Here is a 19,099-nt window from a genome sequence, read left to right as displayed (position 1 = left end):
GTCGAAGCACCGTCCTTCTCTGCATGGATGGAAAGAAAGAACGGCCCTTCGACAAGCTCAGGGCAAACGGTTCAGATTTAGAGCATGATAACATGAGTTGAAATCGTCACCCGCGAGGAGCGAAGCGACGCGGCAATCCAGAGTGTGCGCAAACCGCTCTGGATTGCTTCGCTCCGCTCGCAATGACGAATTGGATAAGCGCAGGATGACGCCCGATCGCCCCCCGCGACGGACGCGCTTACCCCTTCTGGCGTTCGCGTGCGCGCCGGAACCCGTCGCGCGCCGTGCAGCGTGCGAGCCAGGCGGTCGTCGCTTCGCCCAGCACGTCGTCGGCGCCCAGCGTGGTGGCGAGGAAGGCGGCATAGCCGATCGCGATGTCGGCGATGGTGAAACGTCCGGCGACCAGCCAGTCGCGGCCGTCGGACAGCGCCGCCTCGATGCTCCGCGCGCGCCCTCCGAAGAAGGCCTTGTAGTCGGCGACTGCCTGCGCCAGCCGCCGCTCGGGCGGCTCGACGCGCGTGTAGCGGATCATAATCGCAAGCGGAAAGGTCAGCGTCGCGTCGCTGCGGTGCAGCCAGTTGCGCCACGCCCAGTAATCCCCCTCTTCGCGGCGCACCTCCAGCGGCGTGCCTTCGGCGATGCGCTCGCAGATCGCGGCCGATTCGGTCATCAGCCGCCCGTCCTCGACCCAGCCCGGCACCGTCATCAGCGGGTTCACCGCGCGATAGTCGGGCGCGAAGGCGCGCGGCGGGAAGGGCAGCAGGCGAAGATCGATGGCCATCCCCGCTTCCTCGGCCGCCCACAGGCAGCGCAGTGACCGCGCGTCGGCGCAGTGATAGAGGATCGGTCGCGTCATGCGGTGATATCCTTCTGCCGCTCGATATGGAGGCGATGCTCGCGCCAGGCGATGAACAGGCCGCTCGCGATGATCAGCGGTGCGCCGACCCAGGTCGTGTCGGCGGGCAGCGTACCGAAGAAATACCAGCCGCAGGCGATCGACCAGAGCAGGCTCGAATAATCCATCGGCATCACCACCGCGACGGGGGCGAGCCGCAACGCGCCGGTCAGCGCCATCTGCACCACCGCGCCGAGCACGCCGAGCCCCGCGAGCAGCGCCCATTCGGCGGGGCTGTGCGCGGTCATCACGAAGGGCAGGGCGAGCCCCAGCGGCACCAGCGAGATCAGGCTGAACCAGAAGACGATCGCCATCGGGCTTTCGGTGCGCGCTAGGTCGCGGACCTGGATCGTGATGAGCGCGGTCATGATCGCGCCCGCCAGCGCGATCAGCGTGCCCATGCCATGCTCGCCGGCAAAGCCGCTCGACACGACGGTGGTCGGGTTGAGCACGACGAGGACGCCGAGGAAGCCGATGATCACCGCGCTTCCCCGCTGCCAGCCGGTGCGTTCGCCCAGGAAGATCGCGGCAAAGATCACCGCGAAGATCGGCACCGACAGGTTGATCGTCGTCGCCTCCGCCATCGGCAGGAAGATCATGCCCCCGAAATTGAGCGCCATCCCCGTCAGCCCCATCATCGCGCGGCGGGCGTGGGTGCCCAGCCGGCTGGTGCGATAGAGCGACAGCCCGCCGTGCGTCATCGCCCAGGCGACGAGCATCGGCAGGACGATCGCCTGCCGCCAGAACAGGCTTTCGACGATATGGATGCCCGCCGCGTCGATCAGCTTCACCAGCACGAACATCAGCGACAGGCTGAGCATGGCGAGAAGGCGGAGCGCGATGCCGCCGAGATAATGCTGCGGAACGTCGAAGGGGTGGGCGGCGGTCATGCGGGTCCGCGCATATCAGCCCGGGGGTGCTTTGCAAGCTATGCATCGGCATGGCCGCGCCCTCGGGCAATTGCACGCGATTATCATTTTCCCCATCCCGCAGGCAGGAAGAGCCGGGGGTGGGCCGGCGGCGTTGCGCTTTTGCGCATCTCGCTGCGGCTAATCAGTAAGCCTCATTGCCCGCCCACCTGCGGGAGGGGCAGCCGTTTCAAATGGGATGCGCAACCTGCACTCGCAATCCCCTTGCGCACTCCTGCCCGTTGCGGCTAAGGGCGCTGTCCGGCCTAGGGGTATAGCTCAGCTGGTAGAGCATCGGTCTCCAAAACCGAGGGTCGCGGGTTCGAATCCTGCTGCCCCTGCCAGGCCGCCAAAGAGGCCACGTCCTCGCCCGCCCCGTGCGGGTTTCATGTCCGGGACGGCCCGGCAGCCTGTTGAAGGAGGCTGCCCCATGGCCTGGGTCTATCTTGCGATTGCCGGCATACTCGAAATCGTCTGGGCTTTTTCGATGAAGCAATCCGACGGTTTCACCCGATTGGGTCCGTCGCTCGTCACGCTGGTCGCGATGACGGCCAGTTTCGGCCTGCTGTCGTTGTCGATGAAGGCGCTGCCGCTGGGAACCGCCTATATGATCTGGACGGGAATCGGTGCCGTCGGCGCGTTCGTGGTTGGCGTTGTCGTGCTCGGCGAGGCGATGAGCGCGATGCGGATTGCGGCCGCGGTGCTGATCGTCTGCGGCCTGCTGCTGATGAAGCTGGCGTCCCCCGTCTGAAGGCGTTGGTGACGTGGAAAGCGAAGGCGCCTGGCCCCTATGGTCCGGCCAGGCGGTAGGCGCTTCAGGATTCGAAGCGGCGGATGCTTTCGAGGTCGGCGCCGCCGAGCGGCGAGGCGAACCAGATGCCGGCGCGATTCTTGCGCGACCAGCGGACGATGCCGCGCCGGCGGACGTCCTCGCCCAGCGCCAGCGTCAGTTCGGTGCCGGCTTCGAGCCGGCCGTCGTGGATGATGCCGGCGCCGTTCTGTGACAGATTCTCGATCTCGACCGGAAACTCGCCATCGTCGGTCACCGCGAGCGCGCGGCCCTGGACGGGCAGGCGCGGCGGGCGATATTCGCCCGACTGCCGCTCTGCGGCCAGCTGGCGCAGGATGTCGAGCGCATTGACGGGCGCGTCGAAGGCGACGCCGCAGCGCCCCTCGCGCGCCCAGACGACCTCGCCGGTCAGCACCACCTCTTCGGATAGCGCGATTTCCAGCCGCTCGCCAGTTTCCACGGCGACGCCGGTCGCCAGCATCATGCCGCTGTCGGAGATATTGCGCACGCGCCACAAGCCCGCGTCGCCTTCGCGCGCGATCTTCGCGATGCGGAACACGGTACAATGACGATTTCCGCCGCGGCGGTCCTCGATGGGGGCACTCGCATCCGCAGGCCGCGGCGTGGGAGCGCGAGACATGGTCATAGGCTTTTCCTCTTCATGGCGACCCGAAAGAGCGCTTGGGGACCTATGCGTTTACGGAGAAACCATAGAATATTAAGGCAGTTCAGTCGATATATATTGTTCCTGAAAAATATTTATTAATATATTATTAGGGATTGTGTATTTTGTCCGACGGGCCGGCCGTAATCTTCGGCGGTCACGGGCACACTTGCCAAGGACGGGGCGCGCGGGTAAAGGCCGCCCATTCGGACAGATGCGCCGTTTTCCATCCGCCTTTCGCCGACCTGTCGGGGAGGGTGGGCGGAGTGGTGCCCGAAAGCGCGCTTGACGCGTAGCGGGCGGCAACCCATCTGACCCGGACCACGGAATTTGAAGGACAGGACGATCGACATGGCCAAGAACAGCCCGGCCGAATTCCTCAATCAGGTGCGCGCCGAAGCCCGCAAGATCGTGTGGCCGACCGGCAGCGAGACGGTGCGGACGACGATCATGGTGCTGATCATGACGGTGATCCTGTGCTTCTTCTTTCTGGGCATCGATTCAGTTTTTCAGTTCATCGTTAGCTGGCTGACGTCGCTCGCGCGCTGAGCCGCGCTTTTTCGGATTTCGGGGACAGGACACGCATCATGGCGCGCTGGTACATCATTCACGCCTATTCGGGCTTTGAGAACAAGGTCCGCGATTCGGTGCTCGCGGAAGCCGAGCGCATGGGGCTCGGCGATTTCGTCGAGGCGGTCGAGGTGCCCGTCGAGACCGTCACCGAGGTGAAACGCGGCAAGAAGGTGCAGGCCGAGCGCAAATTCTTTCCCGGCTATGTGCTCGCCAAGCTGACGATGACCGACGACGTCTATCACCTCGTCAAGAACACGCCGAAGGTCACCGGCTTCCTCGGCTCGTCGGGCAAGCCGCAGCCGATCAGCGAGGCCGAGGCGGCGCGCATCCTGAACAGCAAGGAAGAAGCCGCGGCGCGGCCCAAGACCGAGGTGCGCGTCGATTACGAGATCGGCGATCAGGTCAAGGTGCTCGAAGGCCCGTTCGCGAGCTTCAACGGCGTCGTCGAGGAGCTCGATTTCGACAAGGCGCGGGTCAAGGTCAGCGTGTCGATCTTTGGCCGCGCGACCCCGGTCGAGCTCGATTTCGAGCAGGTCGAACGGATGAAGTAAGCGTCGTCCCGGCCGAGGCCGGGGCCGTTGGCGATTGCGGCAACGCAAGCGATCCCGGCTTTCGCCGGGATGACGAAAAGGGGCATGACCGTGACATCCCTCTCTCCTTCCGAGCTTCAGGCGCGCATCGCCCGCGCGCGCGAGATCAACGCCGGCGTTTCGGCCGAGACGGTCGTCGGTGCCGTCATGCGCCTGTTCGACCTCGATCCCGTTCCTGGGGTCGAGGACGAGTTCACCTTTCCGGCACTGCCCACCACCGCGCGCGACCGCATCTTCGGCGGGCAGGTGATCGCGCAGGCGATGGTCGCGGCGGCGCGCACGGTCGAAACGGGCAAGCAGATCCATTCGCTCCACGCCTATTTCCTGCGCGGCGGCGATGAGACGAAGCCGCTGCATTTCCGCATCCACCGCGATTTCGACGGGCGCAGCTTCTCGAACCGCCGCGTCGTCGTGCGGCAGGACGGCAGGGTCATCTTCAACCTGACCGCCTCCTTCCAGTTCCCCGCCGAGGGGCTGGCGCACCAGGTGCCGATGCCCGATCTGCTGCCGCCCGAGCAGTGCTGGGACTTCACCGATTTCGTCGCCGCCGATCCCGACATCTCGGAACGCCACCTCGCCCACATGTCGCGGCGCCGGCCGTTCGAGATCCGCAGCTATCGTCCGCCTGCCTCGGCGCAGGCGACGCAGCATTATCAGTGGTTTCGCGTTGCCGCGCCGATCGGTGACGATCCGCTCGTCCATCGCGGCTTCCTCGCTTTCGCCTCCGACATGGGGCTGTTGTCCACCGCGATGCTGCCGCACGGCGTGAGCTTCTGGACGCCGGGGATGGTGTCGACCAGCCTCGACCACGCGATGTGGTTCCACGGCGACATCCGGGTCGACGAATGGTTCGTCTTCGTGATGGACAGTCCGTGGACGGGCGGTGACCGTGGGCTGTGCCGCGGGGCGATCTATCGTCAGGACGGCACGCTGATCGCGCACGCGGCGCAGGAAGGACTGGTTCGCTACCGCCCGCAGGGGTGACGATCGGGCTTGTTTTCGGCGGCATTTGCGCCTAAGCGCGCCGCTTCGTGTCAGATACGGGCGCGAATCCGCGCGGGAGGAGGGGTGATGCCCTTCCGTTCGACCGCTTATTTTGAGGTTCGCCGTCCGCGGCGCGCCGACAGAAAGAAAGGAGGCCATCATGGCCAAGAAGATCAGCGGCTATATCAAGCTGCAGGTTCCGGCGGGGACCGCGAACCCCTCGCCGCCGCTCGGGCCGGCGCTGGGTCAGCGCGGCGTCAACATCATGGAGTTCTGCAAGGCGTTCAACGCCGCGACCGACGGGCTCGAAAAGGGTCAGCCGACCCCGACGATCATCACCGTCTTCGCCGACAAGAGCTTCACCTTCGTCACCAAGACGCCCCCGGCGACCTACCTCATCAAGAAGGCCGCGAACCTCAAGTCGGGCTCGAAGGAACCCGGCAAGCTCGTCGCCGGCAAGATCGCCCGCTCGAAGCTCGCCGAGATCGCCGAGCTGAAGATGAAGGATCTGAACGCCAACGACATTGAACAGGCGACGAAGATCATCGAAGGCAGCGCCCGCTCGATGGGCCTCGAAGTGACGGAGGGCTGAACCGATGGCAAAGCTGACCAAGAAGCAGAAGGCGCTCGAGGGCAAGGTCGACGCGACGAAGCTGCACAGCGTCGATGACGCGCTGAAGACGGTGCGCGAGCTCGCCTCGGCGAAGTTCGACGAAACGCTCGAGATCGCGATGAACCTGGGCGTCGACCCGCGTCACGCCGACCAGATGGTGCGCGGCGTCGTCACGCTGCCCGCCGGTACCGGCAAGGACGTCAAGGTCGCGGTCTTCGCGCGCGGCGACAATGCCGAAAAGGCGCTCGCCGCCGGCGCCGACAAGGTCGGGGCAGAGGACCTGATGGAAGACATGCTCGCGGGTAACCTCGACTATGGCCGCGTCATCGCGACGCCGGACATGATGGGCATCGTCGGCCGTCTCGGCAAGACGCTGGGTCCGAAGGGCCTGATGCCGAATCCGAAGCTGGGCACCGTCACCCCGAACGTCGCCGAAGCCGTGAAGGCGGCCAAGGGCGGTCAGATCGAGTTCCGCGTCGAAAAGGCGGGGATCATCCACGCCGGCCTCGGCAAGCTGTCGTTCGGCGAGGACAAGCTGCGCCAGAACTTCGACGCCTTCGTCGATGCGATCGTCAAGGCGAAGCCGGCCGGCGCGAAGGGCAAATATGTCCGTAAGATCGCGCTGTCGTCGTCGATGGGTCCGGGCGTGAAGATCGACGTCGCCGAAATCGGCGCCTGATCCGCACCACCAAGATTTGGGGAAGGGCCGGGGGAAACTCCGGCCCTTTTCTTTTGGGAAATGCGTATGTCGATCTTCCTCTCGTCATCCCGGATTTGATCCGGGATGACGATGAAGGATAGGCCCGGTCCCGCTTCTGGACCTCCCCTTATTCCCGGAGCCCCCTCAGCGCCGCCCCTGCCGCAAACGGGCCGATCACCGTCAGCAGCAAGCTCGACGCGGCGAGCAGTTTCACGGCGCCGCGCCCGGCGGGGTCGAGCATCCCGGCGCCGAAGATCAGCAGCGGCACCGCCAGCGGCAGCACCAGCAGGCCGCCGATCGCATTGCCGCCTTTCAGCCCCGCCGTGAGCGCCGCGCTCAGTACCGCGAGCGAGGCGAGGGCGGGGATGGCGATGGCGAGGCCGGTCGCCAGTGTCTCGACGCGCGCGCCGTCCTGCGCCAGCAGCGCCGCCGCGGGGAGCAGCGCGATCAGCAGCGGCAGGCCGAAGCCGATGGCGTGGGCGGCGATCTTGATCGCAGCGATGATCTCGTCGGCGAAGCCGCGCACCGCAAGCTGGTCGAGCACGCCCGCCTCGCGGTCGGGACGGACGAGGCGGTCGATGGGGAGCAGCGCGGCGAGCAGCGCCGCGACCCAGACCATGCCGCCGCCGGTGCGCGCGAGCAGCGGCGCATCGGGACCGACCGCGAAGGGAAAGGCGGTCGCGACGAGCAGGAAGAAGATCACCGGCAGCCACAGCGCGCCGCTGCCCCACGCGCGGCGCAGGTCGCGCCAGAACAGGGTGAGGAGGGCGGTCATCGGTCCTTTCCCGTGGCATTGCCGCCCCAAATCCGCTTGTGCTGAGCTTGTCGAAGCACCGTTCTTCCTTCTTTCGAGGGTAAAGGAAAGAACGGCCCTTCGACAAGCTCAGGGCGAACGGAACGGGGGTGGGGTTGATCGGGGATCATGCCAGCGCTCCCAAGTCGAGTTCCGCCATGCCTTCGATCCCAAGCGCGAAATGCGACGCCAGCAGCACCGCGCCGCCGTTCGCGCGGTGCGCGGCGATGGCCGCGACGAGCCGCGCCCGCGCCGTGTCGTCCATGCCGTTCGCAGGTTCGTCGAGCAGCCAGACCGGCGCCGCGCTCATGATCACGCGCGCCATCGCGGCGCGCTTGCGCTGGCCGGTCGACAGCATCGCCACCGGCACTTCGGCGAGCGGGGCGAGCGCCATCGCCTCCATCGCGCGCGCCACCATCGGTCCGTCGATGCCGTCGATCCGCGCCCAGACGTCGAGCGTGCGGCGCAGCGGCAGTTCGGCGTCGAGCGCCGTCGCCTCATCGATCAGCGCGATGCGTTCATGGCGCTCCACGGTTCCGGCGGCGGGGCGCAGCAGCCCGGCGGCGAGGCGGATCAGGCTGGACTTGCCCGCGCCGTTCGGACCGCGCAGCCACAGCGCCTCGCCGCGTGCCAGCGTCAGCGACAGCCCCTCGAACAGCAGCCGGTCGCCGCGGATGCAGGCGACGCCGTCGAGGCGCAGCAGCGCGTCTGTCACGCCATGTCTTCCAGCGCGTGCATATCGTCGTCTGAAAAGCCGAAATGATGGCCGATCTCGTGGATCAGCACATGGCGCACCAGCCAGTCGAGCCGTTCGCCCCCCTCGATCCATTCGACGAGGATCGGGATACGATAGAGCGTCACGCGGTCGGGCATGCCGCCGCTGTGGTCGATGCTGCGTTCGGTGAGCGGGCGGCCTTCGTACAGGCCGGTCAGATCATAGGGATGCTCGATGTCGAGCGAGGCGAGCGTCGCATCGTCGGCGAATTCCTCGATCGCGATCACCACGTCGCGGATGTGCTGCAGAAAAACGTCGGGCAGCGTCGCCAGCGCCGCCTGCGCCATCGCATGAAAGGCGTCGGCGTCGGGCGCGCCGCCGGTCCAGCCAGCGGGCAGGTCGGAAAGGACGGTCTTGTCGGTCATCGCGCCCTTCCTTATGGCGGGCGCGCGGCCTTGACCAGCGGGAGAAGAACAGGTGGTCCAGAAACTCGACGATGCGGCGCGCGCCGCGCTGCTCGCCCGCTTTCCCGACTGGCGGCATGAACCCGACCGCGATGCGATCGTGCGGCGGTTCCTGTTCGTCGATTTCGCGCAGGCATTCGGCTTCATGACCAGCGTCGCGATCGTCGCGGAGAAGATGGATCATCATCCCGAATGGTCGAACGTCTACAACCGCGTCGACATATTGCTGACGACGCACGACGCGAACGGCCTGTCGGAGCGCGACGCCCGGCTGGCCGAGGCGATCGAGGCCTTGCTTTGACGCGCCGATGATCCGCTTCGACCGCGCTTATCAGACACTGGCAATCGGGGTGGCGGCGCTGGCGGGCTTCGTCGACGCCATCGGCTTCGTCGAGACCGCCGGCTTCTTCGTCTCCTTCATGACGGGCAACTCGACGCGCTTCGCGGTCGGGGTCGCGGAGGGGACGCGCGGCGCGGCGATCGCCGGCGGCCTGATCGCGACCTTCGTGGCCGGCGTCGTCGCCGGTTCGCTCGTCGCCGAACAGTATCGCCGCGTTCGGACGCCCGCGGTGCTGTCGTGCGCGACGCTGCTGCTGTGCGCCGCCGCGGGGCTGCGCGCGGTCGATGCGGTCTGGCCCGCGGTCCTGTGCCTGACGCTCGCCATGGGAGTGGTCAACGCGGCGTTCCGCGGGCGCGACGGCGCGGTGGTCGGCGTCACCTATATGACCGGCACGCTCGTCCAGACCGGCTACAAGCTCGCCAACCGGCTGCGCGGCGAAGGCGACGCGCGCTGGTGGCCGCATCTGGCGCTGTGGGCCGGGCTGACCGGCGGCGCGATCCTGGGCGCGGTCGCGGTCATCCAGTGGGGCGTGCTCGCCTATGGCGCCGCGATCGGACTTGCCGCCGCGCTGACGCTGCGCGCCGCGGCGATCGATCGCCAGGCGCGGTGAAGCGGCGCTTGCCTTCGCCGCGCCGCCGCTCCACAAGACCGCAAACCAGAGAGGGGAACAACGCATGTCCGACAGCCTGCTGCGCCGCAAAGTAATCGAGACGGAGGGGCGGGGCGATCAACTGGTGCGCACGCTGAGCTGGCCGCACCTGGTGGCGCTGGGCGTCGGGGCGATCGTCGGCACGGGCATATTGACGCTGATCGGGGTCGGCGCCGACAAGGCCGGACCGGCGGTGATCCTGTCCTTTGCTGTCGCGGGCATCATCTGCGCCTGCGCCGCGCTCGCCTATGCCGAGATGGCGACGATGATCCCGGCATCGGGAAGCGCCTATACCTACAGCTATGTCGTGATCGGCGAATTGATCGCCTGGATCGTCGGGTGGAGCCTGATCCTCGAATATTCGCTGGTGGTCAGCGCGGTCGCGGTCGGCTGGTCGGGCTATGCCGCGCCGCTGCTGCAATCCTGGGCGGGCATGCCGATGGCGTTGATGCAGGGCCCCGAACTGGGCGGCATCGTCAACCTGCCGGCGATCGCGATCATCGCCCTCGTCGCCGGGATGCTGCTGTACGGCACGCGCGAAAGCGCAACGGTCAACGCGATCCTCGTGCTCGTCAAGATCGCGGCGCTCGCCGTGTTCGTCGCGGTCGCGCTGCCTGCCTTCGATGCCGCGAACCTGGAGCCGTTCAGCCCCTATGGCTTCGCCAAGCACATGGGCCCCGACGGCGTCGAGCGCGGGGTGATGGCGGCCGCGGCGATCATCTTCTTCGCCTTCTACGGCTTCGACGCCATCGCGACGGCGGCCGAGGAGACCAAGAACCCCGACCGCGACCTGAAGATCGGGATCGTCGGGTCGATGATCGCCTGCGTCGCCATCTATATCGCCGTGGCCGTCGCCGCGGTGGGTGCGGTCGCCTATGGCCGCTTCGCGAACAGCCCCGAACCGCTGGCGCTGATCCTGCGCGAGCTCGGGCAGCCGCTCGCCGCGCATTATCTCGCTATTTCGGCGGTGATCGCGCTGCCGACGGTGATCCTGGCCTTTTTCTATGGCCAGAGCCGCATCTTCTTCACCATGGCGCGCGACGGCCTGCTTCCCGAAGGGCTGGCGAAGCTGTCGGGACGCGGGACGCCGGTGCGCATCACCATCTTCACTGCGCTCGTCGTCGCGGTGCTGGCGGGCTTCATCCCGCTCGGCGAACTGGCCGCGCTCGCCAACGCGGGGACGCTCGCCGCTTTCACCGCCGTCTCGCTGTGCATGCTCATCATGCGCCGCCGCGCGCCCGATGCGCCGCGCACCTTCCGCGCGCCGATGCCGTGGGTGGTCGGCATCGTCGCGATGCTCGGCTGCGTCTATCTCTTCTTCAGCCTGCCGGTGAATACGCAGATCTGGTTCTGCGTGTGGAATGCGGCGGGTCTCGCCGTCTATTTCCTCTATGCGCGCAAGCGCGCGCTGGCGGCGACAGCAGGCTGAGGTCGGTCCGGCCGCATCGGGCGGGGCGCCCATGCGGTCGAGGGCATGGTATCCACACGGGGGGAGGTAATGATGCGGTGTTGGGGGCGGATGCTGGTCGTGGCGGCGGCGGCGCTGCCGGCGGGCGCGGCATCGGCGGGCGAGGAACCGCTTTACCGGCCGGCGCCCGAGTGGGTGACGCCCGTCAAGCTGCCCGATATGGCGAGCGCGCCGAACGGGTTGCTTGTCCTCGACATCCAGCAGCGCGTCGACGGGCCCACCGTCTGGGCATTCAGCGACACGGCGGTGAAGATCGGCACGCCCGAGGAACTGTCGCAAAGCAGCAACATCGTGCTGCCCTGGTCGCCCGACAAGGGCGACCTGATCATCCACCAGCTCGTCATCCTCCGCGACGGGACAGAGATCGACGCGCTCGCCAACGGGCAGAAATTCACCGTGCTGCGCCGCGAACAGGCGCTCGAGCAGCGCGAACTGACCGGCATCCTGTCGGCGGCGCTGGCGGTCGAGGGGCTGCGCGTCGGCGACACGCTGCGGCTGCGCATGTCGACGACGAGCAAGGATGCGGCGCTCGGCGGGCGCAGCCAGCTCGCCGTCCCGCTGCTCGCCGAACCGGTTCGCGTCGCGTCGGCGTCCTATCGCCTGTCGTGGCGCAAGGACGAGCCGCTCAAGTGGCAGGCGCTGACCGGCGGCGTCGACGCCGCGCCGCGGCGCAACGGCGATTTCATGGAGTTGCCGATCGCGCTGCCGCTGGCGAAGCAGCCCGAGATGCCCGACGATGCGCCGATCCGCTATCGCCGGCCGCCGATGGTCGAGGCCTCGACCTTTACCGGCTGGGACGATGTGTCGAAGGTGATGGCGCCGCTCTATGCGACCGAGGGGACGATCGCCGACGGCAGCCCGATCGCGGCCGAGGTGGAACGGATCATGGCGGCGACCGACGATCCGCTGCGCCGGACGGCGATGGCGCTGCAACTGGTGCAGGACAAGGTCCGCTATCTGGCGGTCGGCATGGACGGTGGCAATTATGTACCGCAGACCCCCGCGAAAACGTGGGATGCGCGCTATGGCGACTGCAAGGCCAAGACCCTGCTGTTGCTCGCCATGCTGCACGCGATGGAGATCGACGCGGAGCCGGTGATGGCGCATGCCCAGCTCGGCGACGCGATCCCTTCGCGGATTCCGAGCGTGCTCGCGTTCAACCATATCCTCGTGCGGGCGCATGTCGGGGGTAGGGCGCTGTGGCTGGACGGCACGGCGCTCGGCACCAGGCTGCCCGACCTCGGCGACCCGCCGCCTTTCGGTCATGTGCTGCCGGTGCGGGCGGCCGGCGCGGAACTGGAGCGGATCGACGCGCGCCCGCCGGCGCGGCCGATCGTCGATCTCGCCCTCGACGCCGACGAAAGTACCAGCGTTGACCTGCCGTCGGTGATGACGGTCGACATGACGCTGCGCGGCCAGCTTGCGAGCCTGCTCACGCTGGCCTCGTCGCAACTCGGCGCGAAGGAGAGCCGCGACCTGACCCAGCGCCTGCTGCAGGAATATGTCGGCGAAGCCCAGTTCGAAGATGTGACCGTAACGCCGGCGGTCGAGGACGGCAGCGTCTCGATCCGCGCCCGCGGCGTGTTCGGCAGCGCCTGGGATCGCGTCGACAAGCGCACCGAGCGCTGGCTGGCGCGCATTCCCGATATCGTGGCGTTCGCGCCCGACCGCGCGCGCGCCGCCTGGGCCGAGATTCCCGTGGCGACGCCGGGTCCCGATCGCGCCCGTTACCGCCTTCGCATCCGTCTGCCCGACGGTGGGCGCGGGTATCGGATCGAAGGCGAAGGGGCGCTCGACGGCCGCTATGGCGGATATGAGGTGCAGCGATCGGTGACGCTGGCCGACGGCATCGTCACCGTCGACGAGACGCTGGCGACCTCCGGCATCGAGATTCCGGCGGCGCAGGTCGCGGGAGAGCGCGACCGGGTCGCGACGATGCTGGGGCAGGCGCCGCGGATGATCGCGCCCGAGGACGCGCGCCGTCGCTGGAACCTCGCCGGGGCGGCTTCGACGTCGCAGCTCGACGCGATCAAGGCGATCTATGCGGCCAATGCCGCCAAGGCGGACGAGGAGAATATCACCGCGCTGACCAGCGCCACGTCGTTCCAGCGCGGCATCGGCGATTTCAAGGCGGCCGAGGCGATGCTCACGCGGCAGATCGCGCTGCTTCCTTCGGTCGATGCCTATCTGGAGCGGTCGGCGGTCCGCAAGGAGCTGGGCAACAGCACGGGCGCGATCGCCGACGCTGAGGAGGCGCGCAAGCTCGACCCATCGTCGGCGTCCGCGATATCGTCGCTGGCGTGGCTGGTCGCCGCGCAGGGCGATGTCGACCGGGCGGCGCGGCTGCTCGACGAGCGTATCGCGCTGGGCGGCAAGGCGCGCGACGATTTCCGCTTCGCCAAGGCGGCGATGGTCGGCGAGTTCGGTGAAGCGCAGGCCGCCATCGACGCGTTCGACGCGCTGATCGGGGAGAAGCCGGGCTCGCCGGCGCTGCTCAACGCGCGCTGCTGGGTGAAGGCGACGCGCAACGTCGCGATCGACACTGCGCTCAAGGACTGCACCTCGGCGATCGAGCTGAGCGAGAGCACGGCGAACATCCTCGACAGCCGCGCGCTCGTGTGGATGCGGCTCGGCCGCGACGAGGATGCGCTGCGCGACCTCGATGCGGCGCTGTCGCAAATTCCGGCGCTCGCCTCCAGCCGCCTGCTGCGTGCGATCGTCAACAAGCGGCTGGGCCATGGCGAGCGAGCGGCGGCCGACCTGGCGGTTGCCCGCCAGCTGTCCCCCGCGCTCGAACGCGATTACGCGCGGTTCGGCCTGAAACCCTGATCTTCGGGCGCGCGCCAGTCGAAGGCCAGCGGCGCCTCGCGAAAGGCGAAGCGGTCGAGGTGGCAGGCGACCACCTCTTTCAGCGCTTCGAGATGCTCGGCGCTGCTGGCGTCGATGCGGACGGTCAGCGCGGCGGCGGTGGCGTCGAAGGTGACGCGCGCGTCGCCGGGCCAGTCGGCCCCGCGCACATCGCGCGGGAACACGACCGTTCCGCGATCGGGGGTGAACTCGACCGCCAGATTATGCTGCCAATGCTTGCATAACTGCTGGAGGTATCGGCTGGCGTGGCCGGTCGGCACCGTGGCGGTGGCGGCGCTCATCGCTTCCTCCGTCACAGCCGCTCGATCTTCTGCGCCGCCTCGTCGATCAGCGCGACGACCTGGTGCACCGTCGCCTCGTCGAGGTCGCGCGAACGCAGCCGGTTGACGAGCACCGCGCGCAGGTTGCCCATCGCGCGGCGGACCGACGCGCTGTCGGTGCGCTGCTGCTCCTCGCCGATCGCGGCAAGGCGCGCGATCAGCGCTTCGACGAGCTCGCGGTTCGCCGCCAGTTCCTCTTCGCCGGCGGCGGTGATCGCGAACAGCTTCTTCGCGCCTTCGCTCTGCTGCGCCTCGATCTGCCCCATGTCGTCGAGCAGGGTAAGGGTGGGATAGACGACGCCCGGGCTCGGCGCATAGGTGCCGCCGGTCAGTTCCTCGATCCGGCGGATCAAGTCGTAACCGTGGCGCGGTTCGTCGGCGATCAGCTTCAACAGCACGAGCCGCAGTTCGCCGCTGTCGAACATGCGGCGACGCGGACCGCGCGCGCCGTCGTCATGGCCGCGCCGGCCGCCGAAGCCCGGACCGAACCCATGGCCGAAGCCGCGTCCGCCGCGATGCATGCCGTGCCGTTTGCCGCAGCCGTCCTTATGTCGATGAAAATGCATGATATCTTTCCTTTATGTGTTTCAAGATGTTTCTAAGATATATCTTAAATAGATTTTGGCAAGGGCGAATGATGAGTTTCATGTGGCGCCGGGTCATTTTGAATGCGGCCGCTGAGATCTGACTCCCCTCCCGCAGGCGGGGAGGGGAGATCAGGTAGGCGCACGACATCCTAATGCCCCCCCACGCCTTGACTTTGCGCGTCGCGCCGCTATGAGCGCCCCCGTGTTGTCAGGGCCCTGGCCCCGGCAATTCCGTCCGAGACCGTTGGTGCGGGGGATTTGCCCCGCTTAATTTCCAGCCTAGACGGGGAACAGTCTTTATCGGTCGCCCGCCTGGCCCCGCCCGGCGTTCGCGGCTTGACCGACCCCATCGGACATCGTTGCGCGCGGATCGGCGGGATGCGTCCCGTGTCTGTCCGTGCGTGTGTCAGCCGCCCGGCGGCGCGCGCATTCCGGTGCGCGGGCTTTCGGGCATGAGTGGAGAAACAAGGCATGGATCGTGCTCAAAAGGCCGAAGCCGTATCCGCGCTGAACGCCACGCTGTCGAATGCAGCCTCGGTTGTGATTGTTCGCAACCTGGGCCTCACCGTCGCCCAGTCGACGGTGCTTCGCCAGCAGATGCGTGACGCCGGCGCGAGCTTCAAGGTCTCGAAGAACCGCCTCGCCCGTATCGCGCTCGACGGCACGCCCTATACCGGTATCGGCGATCTGCTGACCGGCCCCACGGCCATTGCTTCATCCGCCGACCCGGTGGCTGCTGCGAAGGTCGCGGTGGAATTTGCCAAGACCAACGACAAGCTCGAGATCGTTGGCGGCGGCATGGGGGACGTGATCCTCGACGTGGAAGGCGTGAAGGCGCTGGCGGCGCTGCCATCGCTCGACCAACTGCGCGCCACGCTGGTCGGCCTGGTTCAGGCCCCGGCCACCAAGGTTGCCCAGATCGCGGCAGCCCCGGCGGGTCAGCTTGCGCGGGTGTTTGGCGCCTATGGTGCCAAGGAAGCGGCATAAGTCTTTTATCTGATTATCTATCTGCAACAATTCACCGGGTTTTCCCGGTCCCATATGGAGAATGAACATGGCTGATCTTGCCAAGATCGTTGAAGACCTGTCGGCGCTGACCGTTCTGGAAGCCGCCGAGCTTTCGAAGCTGCTCGAAGAAAAGTGGGGCGTTTCGGCCGCCGCCGCGGTTGCGGTTGCCGCTCCCGCCGCTGGTGGCGCCGCTCCGGCTGCCGAAGAGCAGACCGAATTCGACGTCATCCTGACGGGCGACGGTGGTCAGAAGATCAACGTCATCAAGGAAGTTCGCGCGATCACCGGCCTGGGCCTGGGCGAAGCCAAGGCGCTTGTCGAAGGCGCGCCGAAGGCCGTCAAGGAAGGCGCCAACAAGGCGGAAGCCGAAGAAATCAAGAAGAAGCTGGAAGCTGCCGGCGCGACCGTCGAACTCAAGTAATCGGTCGTGCGGGCCGCGGCGGGCCTGTCCCGCCGCTTCCGCTAAAAGAAAAAGGGCGGTGCCGTATGGCGCCGCCCTTTTTCTGTTGGTCAGCCGCGGGTCAGGCCGGGACGGCGCGTCTCGCCCAGACGACCCGGCGCCGGCCGGCGTACCTCCTGCTCGGCCGCCGGGGCCGGGGCGGGGCGCTGCGAAACTTCCCACGCGCTCACCGGCTTGCGGCGCAGGTCCTTCTGGCCCGCGAGCATGGCGTCGTACCGGGCGCGGTCCTGTCGATCGAGGAAGCGTGCGCGCACGAGGCGCTTGCGGAGCGTGACGAAGGGGTTGTCCGGGGTAGGGCCGGCCATCGCCATCGCTTCGTGACGACCCATGCCTGCAGCAGGGGTTGCGGCAAAGGCGGGCGCGCTCGGCGGCGTCGGCGAGGGTGCGGGAACCGCCGGGACCGGATCGGCTGCACGGGCATCGTCGATGAAGACGGTGTCGAACGCTTCTTCCTCATCCGCCGTGCGGCGGCGGCGTGCGAAGGCGAGGCCGGCGCCGCCGATCACCAGCAAGGCCGCGGCGCCGCCGACGATCTCCCAGGGAAAGGAGTCATTGCCCGTCGCGCGCTGCGCAACTGGTTCGGCCATGGTCTCGGCCGGCGGCGCAACGGTCGCGGGGGCTGCGGCAAGCGGAGCGGCCGCCGTCATCTCGGTGGCTGGCGCCGCTTCGGCTGTTTCGGCGGGGGCTGTTTCGACGGGCGCCGGCGCGGCGGCGGCCCGAGCGGACTCTGCCGCGCGCGGCCGTGCCGGGGCACGCTGCGCCTGTGTCGGGGCCGCTGCGGCTGCCGCCTTCGGTTCGGCCTTGGGCGTGTCCGCCTCGTCGGGCGGCGCGATATCGAGGGGAACGCGGATCACCGGCTGCGGCGCGGGCGGCGTGGCGACGGGGGCCGTGGAAGCGGCCGGGCCGGGTGCCGGAACGGTCGGTGCGGCGACCGGCGGGCTCATCGGCATCGTGGGGGATATTGTGGGAGGCGCCGTCGGCGCTTCCTGCGCGAAAGCGGCAGGGGCGGACAGGACCAAGAGCGCGGCAATCGCGCTCGTGGCGGGGCGGGAGAGGGCAATATGTCTTGTCATCGTGACAATCGAACGGATGGCGCGCGCAAAGCGCTGCCCAAAATAGCCGATTTCCACGATGAGCCGTTGTCCTGAGGCGGCTGGGCGAAGATTGGGCGCTGCGGCAAGCGCTCGCTGCGCGTGACCGAGGCGCTGCTGCGTCCGCCCGAAGGCGTCAGTCGGCGACCCAGTTGCCGTGGAATCCCGGCGGCACCCGGTGCGGCAGATGCACGACGGCTTGCGGCGGTCCGCTGAAGTCGTCGGCGTTCAGGATCGTCAGTTCGGTCGTCTGGTCGTTCATGTCGACGACCAGCCCGATCAGCCAGCCGTCGTCCTCTGCGCCCGCCGCCGCGCGCGGCACGAAGACGAATTCGCCGGGATGGCGTCCGGGGCCGAAGTCGCGCGCTTCGGTCGTGCCTTTCTCCAGATCGTGGCGCAGCAGCCGTGTCTCGGCGATCGCCATCTCTGCGCCGGCGCTTTCGGGCAGCGCGACGCTGTAGATATAGCGATAGGGGCGCGTCGTCAGCCGCTCGTCGTAACGCGGGAATTCCTGCGGCTGGTCGTCGATGACCGTGCGCAGCGTCGTCCGCGCCGCGGGATCGATCGTCCAGCGTTCGAGGCGCGACCGCTCGCTGTCGGGGCCGCGTTTCGAGCGCGCGAACATCGTATCGTGCGCGACGACATCGACGATCACCTTGCCGTCCGCCGTCTCGAACGCATTGGCAGGGTGAAAAACATAGCAGGGATCGACCGGCACCCAGACGATGTCGTCGCCGCGCCCGGTGCGGGGCAGCAGGCCGATCCGCGCTGGATGACGCTCGTTCCACGCATAGGGAAAGCTGTGTCCGGCGAGCAGCGATTTCATCGAGAAGGTGACGGGCAGGTCGAAGACCAGCGCATAATGTTCGGTGATCGCGCAGTCGTGGATCGACGGCCCGTCGCTGACCGCGACCGGTTCTTCGCGGATCACATGCGCGTCGGCGTCGAGGACGACGTGCCACACGCGGTTCGGCTCGCCCCCGGCATAGGTGACCGCATGCGTCTCGTTGGCGAAGGAGTCGTGGTGCGGGTGCGCGCTGTAGGGACCGGCGAGCGTGCCGTCGAACGGATTGTGCGCGATGCTGTCCAGCGTGTCGGACAGTTCGACCGGCTTGCCGCCCGCCTCGACGATCGCAAAGGTCCGCCCCGCCAGCCCGACGACATTGGTGTTCGGCGCATCGTTGCGGTCGCCGCGCGGTCCGGGCGGCAACGGTTCGCCGAGCGCCTCGCACGCCTCGGCCCCGCGCACCCAGCGGTTGCGGTACCAGTGCGCCCGGCCGTCCGCGATGCGGATGCCATGGACCATTCCGGCGCCCGTGAACCAGTGGTAGCTCGCGGGATCGGGGGGGAGAGCCGGATTGGGGCCGTTGCGCAGGTAGCGGCCGGATAGCGCGGCGGGAATATCGCCCTCGACGCGCAGCGCCTCCAGCGTCAGTTCCTCGGTCATCGGCGTGTGGATGCCGGTCAGATAGGGGTGCGCGTCGGTCGGACGGGGCAGGCGCCTGCGATTATAGTCCGCCACCTTGGTGATACTCTTGGTCACCGCGCTGCGGATCAGATTTTCGACGTTGCTGGCCATGGCAGTGCTCCTCCGCTCCTCGGTCCGGACTCTGCGCTTG

The 19,099-nt window shown here is 67.8% G+C and carries 22 protein-coding genes and 1 tRNA gene; 13 read left to right on the top strand and 10 right to left on the bottom strand.

The genetic code is table 11. From position 1 onward, the window contains the following. Positions 1-238: 238 nt before the first annotated feature. Both C3E99_RS10910 and C3E99_RS10905 read right to left on the bottom strand, forming a co-directional pair. Positions 239-856 carry a glutathione S-transferase family protein gene (locus C3E99_RS10910; RefSeq protein WP_067109348.1) on the bottom strand — a complete coding sequence of 206 codons (618 nt, stop codon included), beginning with the start codon at positions 854-856 and terminating at the stop codon, positions 239-241. Further along, positions 853-1,785 (bottom strand): DMT family transporter, encoded by a 933-nt coding sequence (locus C3E99_RS10905; RefSeq protein WP_076076280.1) that lies wholly within the window; start codon positions 1,783-1,785, stop codon positions 853-855. The genes C3E99_RS10910 and C3E99_RS10905 overlap by 4 nt, the downstream gene beginning before the upstream one ends. A gap of 286 nt (positions 1,786-2,071) precedes the next feature. On the opposite strand from C3E99_RS10905, the gene C3E99_RS10900 reads away from it, so the two are divergent. Both C3E99_RS10900 and C3E99_RS10895 read left to right on the top strand, forming a co-directional pair. After that, positions 2,072-2,147, top strand: a tRNA-Trp gene (locus tag C3E99_RS10900). An 86-nt stretch (positions 2,148-2,233) separates the two neighbouring features. Further along, positions 2,234-2,554 (top strand): DMT family transporter, encoded by a 321-nt coding sequence (locus tag C3E99_RS10895; RefSeq protein WP_067109341.1) that lies wholly within the window; start codon positions 2,234-2,236, stop codon positions 2,552-2,554. 64 nt (positions 2,555-2,618) lie between these two features. On the opposite strand, the gene C3E99_RS10890 is transcribed toward C3E99_RS10895, so the two are convergent. Beyond that, positions 2,619-3,239 carry a PilZ domain-containing protein gene (locus tag C3E99_RS10890; RefSeq protein ID WP_076076277.1) on the bottom strand — a complete coding sequence of 207 codons (621 nt, stop codon included), beginning with the start codon at positions 3,237-3,239 and terminating at the stop codon, positions 2,619-2,621. Positions 3,240-3,608: 369 nt separating this feature from the next. Between C3E99_RS10890 and secE the strand changes: the two genes are divergently transcribed. The 5 genes from secE (at position 3,609) to rplA (ending at position 6,696) form a co-directional block, all read left to right on the top strand. Beyond that, a complete protein-coding gene (secE, locus tag C3E99_RS10885; protein WP_067109334.1) occupies positions 3,609-3,806 on the top strand; it encodes a preprotein translocase subunit SecE in 198 nt (65 codons plus the stop codon). A 38-nt stretch (positions 3,807-3,844) separates the two neighbouring features. After that, positions 3,845-4,381 (top strand): transcription termination/antitermination protein NusG, encoded by a 537-nt coding sequence (gene nusG / locus C3E99_RS10880; protein WP_067109332.1) that lies wholly within the window; start codon positions 3,845-3,847, stop codon positions 4,379-4,381. Between the two features lie 84 nt (positions 4,382-4,465). Beyond that, positions 4,466-5,404: an acyl-CoA thioesterase gene (locus tag C3E99_RS10875; protein ID WP_104959780.1), complete on the top strand. Its 939-nt coding sequence runs from the start codon at positions 4,466-4,468 to the stop codon at positions 5,402-5,404. 160 nt (positions 5,405-5,564) lie between these two features. Then, on the top strand, positions 5,565-5,996 hold the full coding sequence (gene rplK / locus C3E99_RS10870) for a 50S ribosomal protein L11 (protein WP_067109329.1): 432 nt from the start codon (positions 5,565-5,567) through the stop codon (positions 5,994-5,996). A gap of 4 nt (positions 5,997-6,000) precedes the next feature. Further along, the gene (gene rplA / locus C3E99_RS10865) at positions 6,001-6,696 is read left to right on the top strand and encodes a 50S ribosomal protein L1 (protein WP_067109326.1); all 696 of its coding nucleotides are present in this window, start codon (positions 6,001-6,003) and stop codon (positions 6,694-6,696) included. A gap of 148 nt (positions 6,697-6,844) precedes the next feature. On the opposite strand, the gene C3E99_RS10860 is transcribed toward rplA, so the two are convergent. The 3 genes from C3E99_RS10860 to C3E99_RS10850 all read right to left on the bottom strand — a co-directional run bounded on the left by C3E99_RS10860 (position 6,845) and on the right by C3E99_RS10850 (position 8,650). Further along, complete coding sequence (locus C3E99_RS10860) at positions 6,845-7,492, bottom strand: heme exporter protein CcmB (RefSeq protein ID WP_076076275.1); 648 nt, start codon at positions 7,490-7,492, stop codon at positions 6,845-6,847. A 145-nt stretch (positions 7,493-7,637) separates the two neighbouring features. Beyond that, complete coding sequence (gene ccmA, locus C3E99_RS10855) at positions 7,638-8,225, bottom strand: heme ABC exporter ATP-binding protein CcmA (protein WP_076076272.1); 588 nt, start codon at positions 8,223-8,225, stop codon at positions 7,638-7,640. Beyond that, positions 8,222-8,650, bottom strand: coding sequence for a metallopeptidase family protein (locus tag C3E99_RS10850; RefSeq protein WP_067109316.1), 429 nt, complete (start codon positions 8,648-8,650; stop codon positions 8,222-8,224). Before C3E99_RS10850 ends, ccmA begins: the two co-directional genes overlap by 4 nt. 52 nt (positions 8,651-8,702) lie before the next feature. Here C3E99_RS10850 and C3E99_RS10845 point away from each other — a divergent pair, with 52 nt between their 5' ends. The 4 genes from C3E99_RS10845 (at position 8,703) to C3E99_RS10830 (ending at position 13,975) form a co-directional block, all read left to right on the top strand. Further along, positions 8,703-8,990: a 4a-hydroxytetrahydrobiopterin dehydratase gene (locus C3E99_RS10845; RefSeq protein WP_076076270.1), complete on the top strand. Its 288-nt coding sequence runs from the start codon at positions 8,703-8,705 to the stop codon at positions 8,988-8,990. Positions 8,991-8,997: 7 nt separating this feature from the next. Beyond that, positions 8,998-9,639, top strand: coding sequence for a YoaK family protein (locus C3E99_RS10840; protein ID WP_076076267.1), 642 nt, complete (start codon positions 8,998-9,000; stop codon positions 9,637-9,639). Between the two features lie 64 nt (positions 9,640-9,703). After that, complete coding sequence (locus C3E99_RS10835; RefSeq protein WP_076076264.1) at positions 9,704-11,107, top strand: amino acid permease; 1,404 nt, start codon at positions 9,704-9,706, stop codon at positions 11,105-11,107. A 69-nt stretch (positions 11,108-11,176) separates the two neighbouring features. Continuing rightward, positions 11,177-13,975: a DUF3857 domain-containing protein gene (locus tag C3E99_RS10830; RefSeq protein WP_234002451.1), complete on the top strand. Its 2,799-nt coding sequence runs from the start codon at positions 11,177-11,179 to the stop codon at positions 13,973-13,975. Here the strand turns inward: C3E99_RS10830 and C3E99_RS10825 are convergent. Beyond that, positions 13,948-14,295, bottom strand: coding sequence for a DUF2218 domain-containing protein (locus C3E99_RS10825; RefSeq protein ID WP_076078030.1), 348 nt, complete (start codon positions 14,293-14,295; stop codon positions 13,948-13,950). The genes C3E99_RS10830 and C3E99_RS10825 overlap by 28 nt on opposite strands. 11 nt (positions 14,296-14,306) lie before the next feature. Then, positions 14,307-14,900, bottom strand: a complete 594-nt coding sequence (locus C3E99_RS10820; protein WP_420894022.1) for a PadR family transcriptional regulator — start codon at positions 14,898-14,900, stop codon at positions 14,307-14,309. Positions 14,901-15,392: 492 nt separating this feature from the next. Between C3E99_RS10820 and rplJ the strand changes: the two genes are divergently transcribed. Continuing rightward, entirely contained in the window at positions 15,393-15,908 is a 516-nt protein-coding gene (rplJ, locus tag C3E99_RS10815; protein ID WP_076076256.1) for a 50S ribosomal protein L10, read from the top strand. A gap of 67 nt (positions 15,909-15,975) precedes the next feature. After that, positions 15,976-16,350, top strand: coding sequence for a 50S ribosomal protein L7/L12 (gene rplL, locus C3E99_RS10810; RefSeq protein ID WP_067109294.1), 375 nt, complete (start codon positions 15,976-15,978; stop codon positions 16,348-16,350). Between the two features lie 89 nt (positions 16,351-16,439). Here the strand turns inward: rplL and C3E99_RS10805 are convergent, their stop codons facing one another. Further along, on the bottom strand, positions 16,440-17,519 hold the full coding sequence (locus C3E99_RS10805) for a hypothetical protein (protein WP_104959779.1): 1,080 nt from the start codon (positions 17,517-17,519) through the stop codon (positions 16,440-16,442). 97 nt (positions 17,520-17,616) lie between these two features. After that, positions 17,617-19,059 carry an 8'-apo-carotenoid 13,14-cleaving dioxygenase gene (locus C3E99_RS10800; RefSeq protein WP_076076251.1) on the bottom strand — a complete coding sequence of 481 codons (1,443 nt, stop codon included), beginning with the start codon at positions 19,057-19,059 and terminating at the stop codon, positions 17,617-17,619. Positions 19,060-19,099: the final 40 nt, after the last annotated feature.

It is taken from the genome of Sphingopyxis sp. MG, from assembly GCF_002953155.1.
In the GTDB taxonomy this organism is placed as follows: Bacteria; Pseudomonadota; Alphaproteobacteria; order Sphingomonadales; family Sphingomonadaceae; genus Sphingopyxis; species Sphingopyxis granuli.
The sequence above is the reverse complement of the archived record's forward strand: the minus strand, read 5'-3'. Positions and strand labels throughout refer to the sequence as shown.

Bases quoted from the DNA above. Each gene is read 5' to 3' on its own strand.
- C3E99_RS10910 (WP_067109348.1), bottom strand. From the start codon at position 856: ATGACGCGACCGATCCTCTATCACTGCGCCGACGCGCGGTCACTGCGC.
- C3E99_RS10905 (WP_076076280.1), bottom strand. From the start codon at position 1,785: ATGACCGCCGCCCACCCCTTCGACGTTCCGCAGCATTATCTCGGCGGC.
- C3E99_RS10895 (WP_067109341.1), top strand. From the start codon at position 2,234: ATGGCCTGGGTCTATCTTGCGATTGCCGGCATACTCGAAATCGTCTGG.
- C3E99_RS10890 (WP_076076277.1), bottom strand. From the start codon at position 3,239: ATGACCATGTCTCGCGCTCCCACGCCGCGGCCTGCGGATGCGAGTGCC.
- secE (WP_067109334.1), top strand. From the start codon at position 3,609: ATGGCCAAGAACAGCCCGGCCGAATTCCTCAATCAGGTGCGCGCCGAA.
- nusG (WP_067109332.1), top strand. From the start codon at position 3,845: ATGGCGCGCTGGTACATCATTCACGCCTATTCGGGCTTTGAGAACAAG.
- C3E99_RS10875 (WP_104959780.1), top strand. From the start codon at position 4,466: ATGACCGTGACATCCCTCTCTCCTTCCGAGCTTCAGGCGCGCATCGCC.
- rplK (WP_067109329.1), top strand. From the start codon at position 5,565: ATGGCCAAGAAGATCAGCGGCTATATCAAGCTGCAGGTTCCGGCGGGG.
- rplA (WP_067109326.1), top strand. From the start codon at position 6,001: ATGGCAAAGCTGACCAAGAAGCAGAAGGCGCTCGAGGGCAAGGTCGAC.
- C3E99_RS10860 (WP_076076275.1), bottom strand. From the start codon at position 7,492: ATGACCGCCCTCCTCACCCTGTTCTGGCGCGACCTGCGCCGCGCGTGG.
- C3E99_RS10850 (WP_067109316.1), bottom strand. From the start codon at position 8,650: ATGACCGACAAGACCGTCCTTTCCGACCTGCCCGCTGGCTGGACCGGC.
- C3E99_RS10840 (WP_076076267.1), top strand. From the start codon at position 8,998: ATGATCCGCTTCGACCGCGCTTATCAGACACTGGCAATCGGGGTGGCG.
- C3E99_RS10835 (WP_076076264.1), top strand. From the start codon at position 9,704: ATGTCCGACAGCCTGCTGCGCCGCAAAGTAATCGAGACGGAGGGGCGG.
- C3E99_RS10830 (WP_234002451.1), top strand. From the start codon at position 11,177: ATGATGCGGTGTTGGGGGCGGATGCTGGTCGTGGCGGCGGCGGCGCTG.
- C3E99_RS10825 (WP_076078030.1), bottom strand. From the start codon at position 14,295: ATGAGCGCCGCCACCGCCACGGTGCCGACCGGCCACGCCAGCCGATAC.
- C3E99_RS10820 (WP_420894022.1), bottom strand. From the start codon at position 14,900: ATGCATTTTCATCGACATAAGGACGGCTGCGGCAAACGGCACGGCATG.
- rplJ (WP_076076256.1), top strand. From the start codon at position 15,393: ATGGATCGTGCTCAAAAGGCCGAAGCCGTATCCGCGCTGAACGCCACG.
- rplL (WP_067109294.1), top strand. From the start codon at position 15,976: ATGGCTGATCTTGCCAAGATCGTTGAAGACCTGTCGGCGCTGACCGTT.
- C3E99_RS10800 (WP_076076251.1), bottom strand. From the start codon at position 19,059: ATGGCCAGCAACGTCGAAAATCTGATCCGCAGCGCGGTGACCAAGAGT.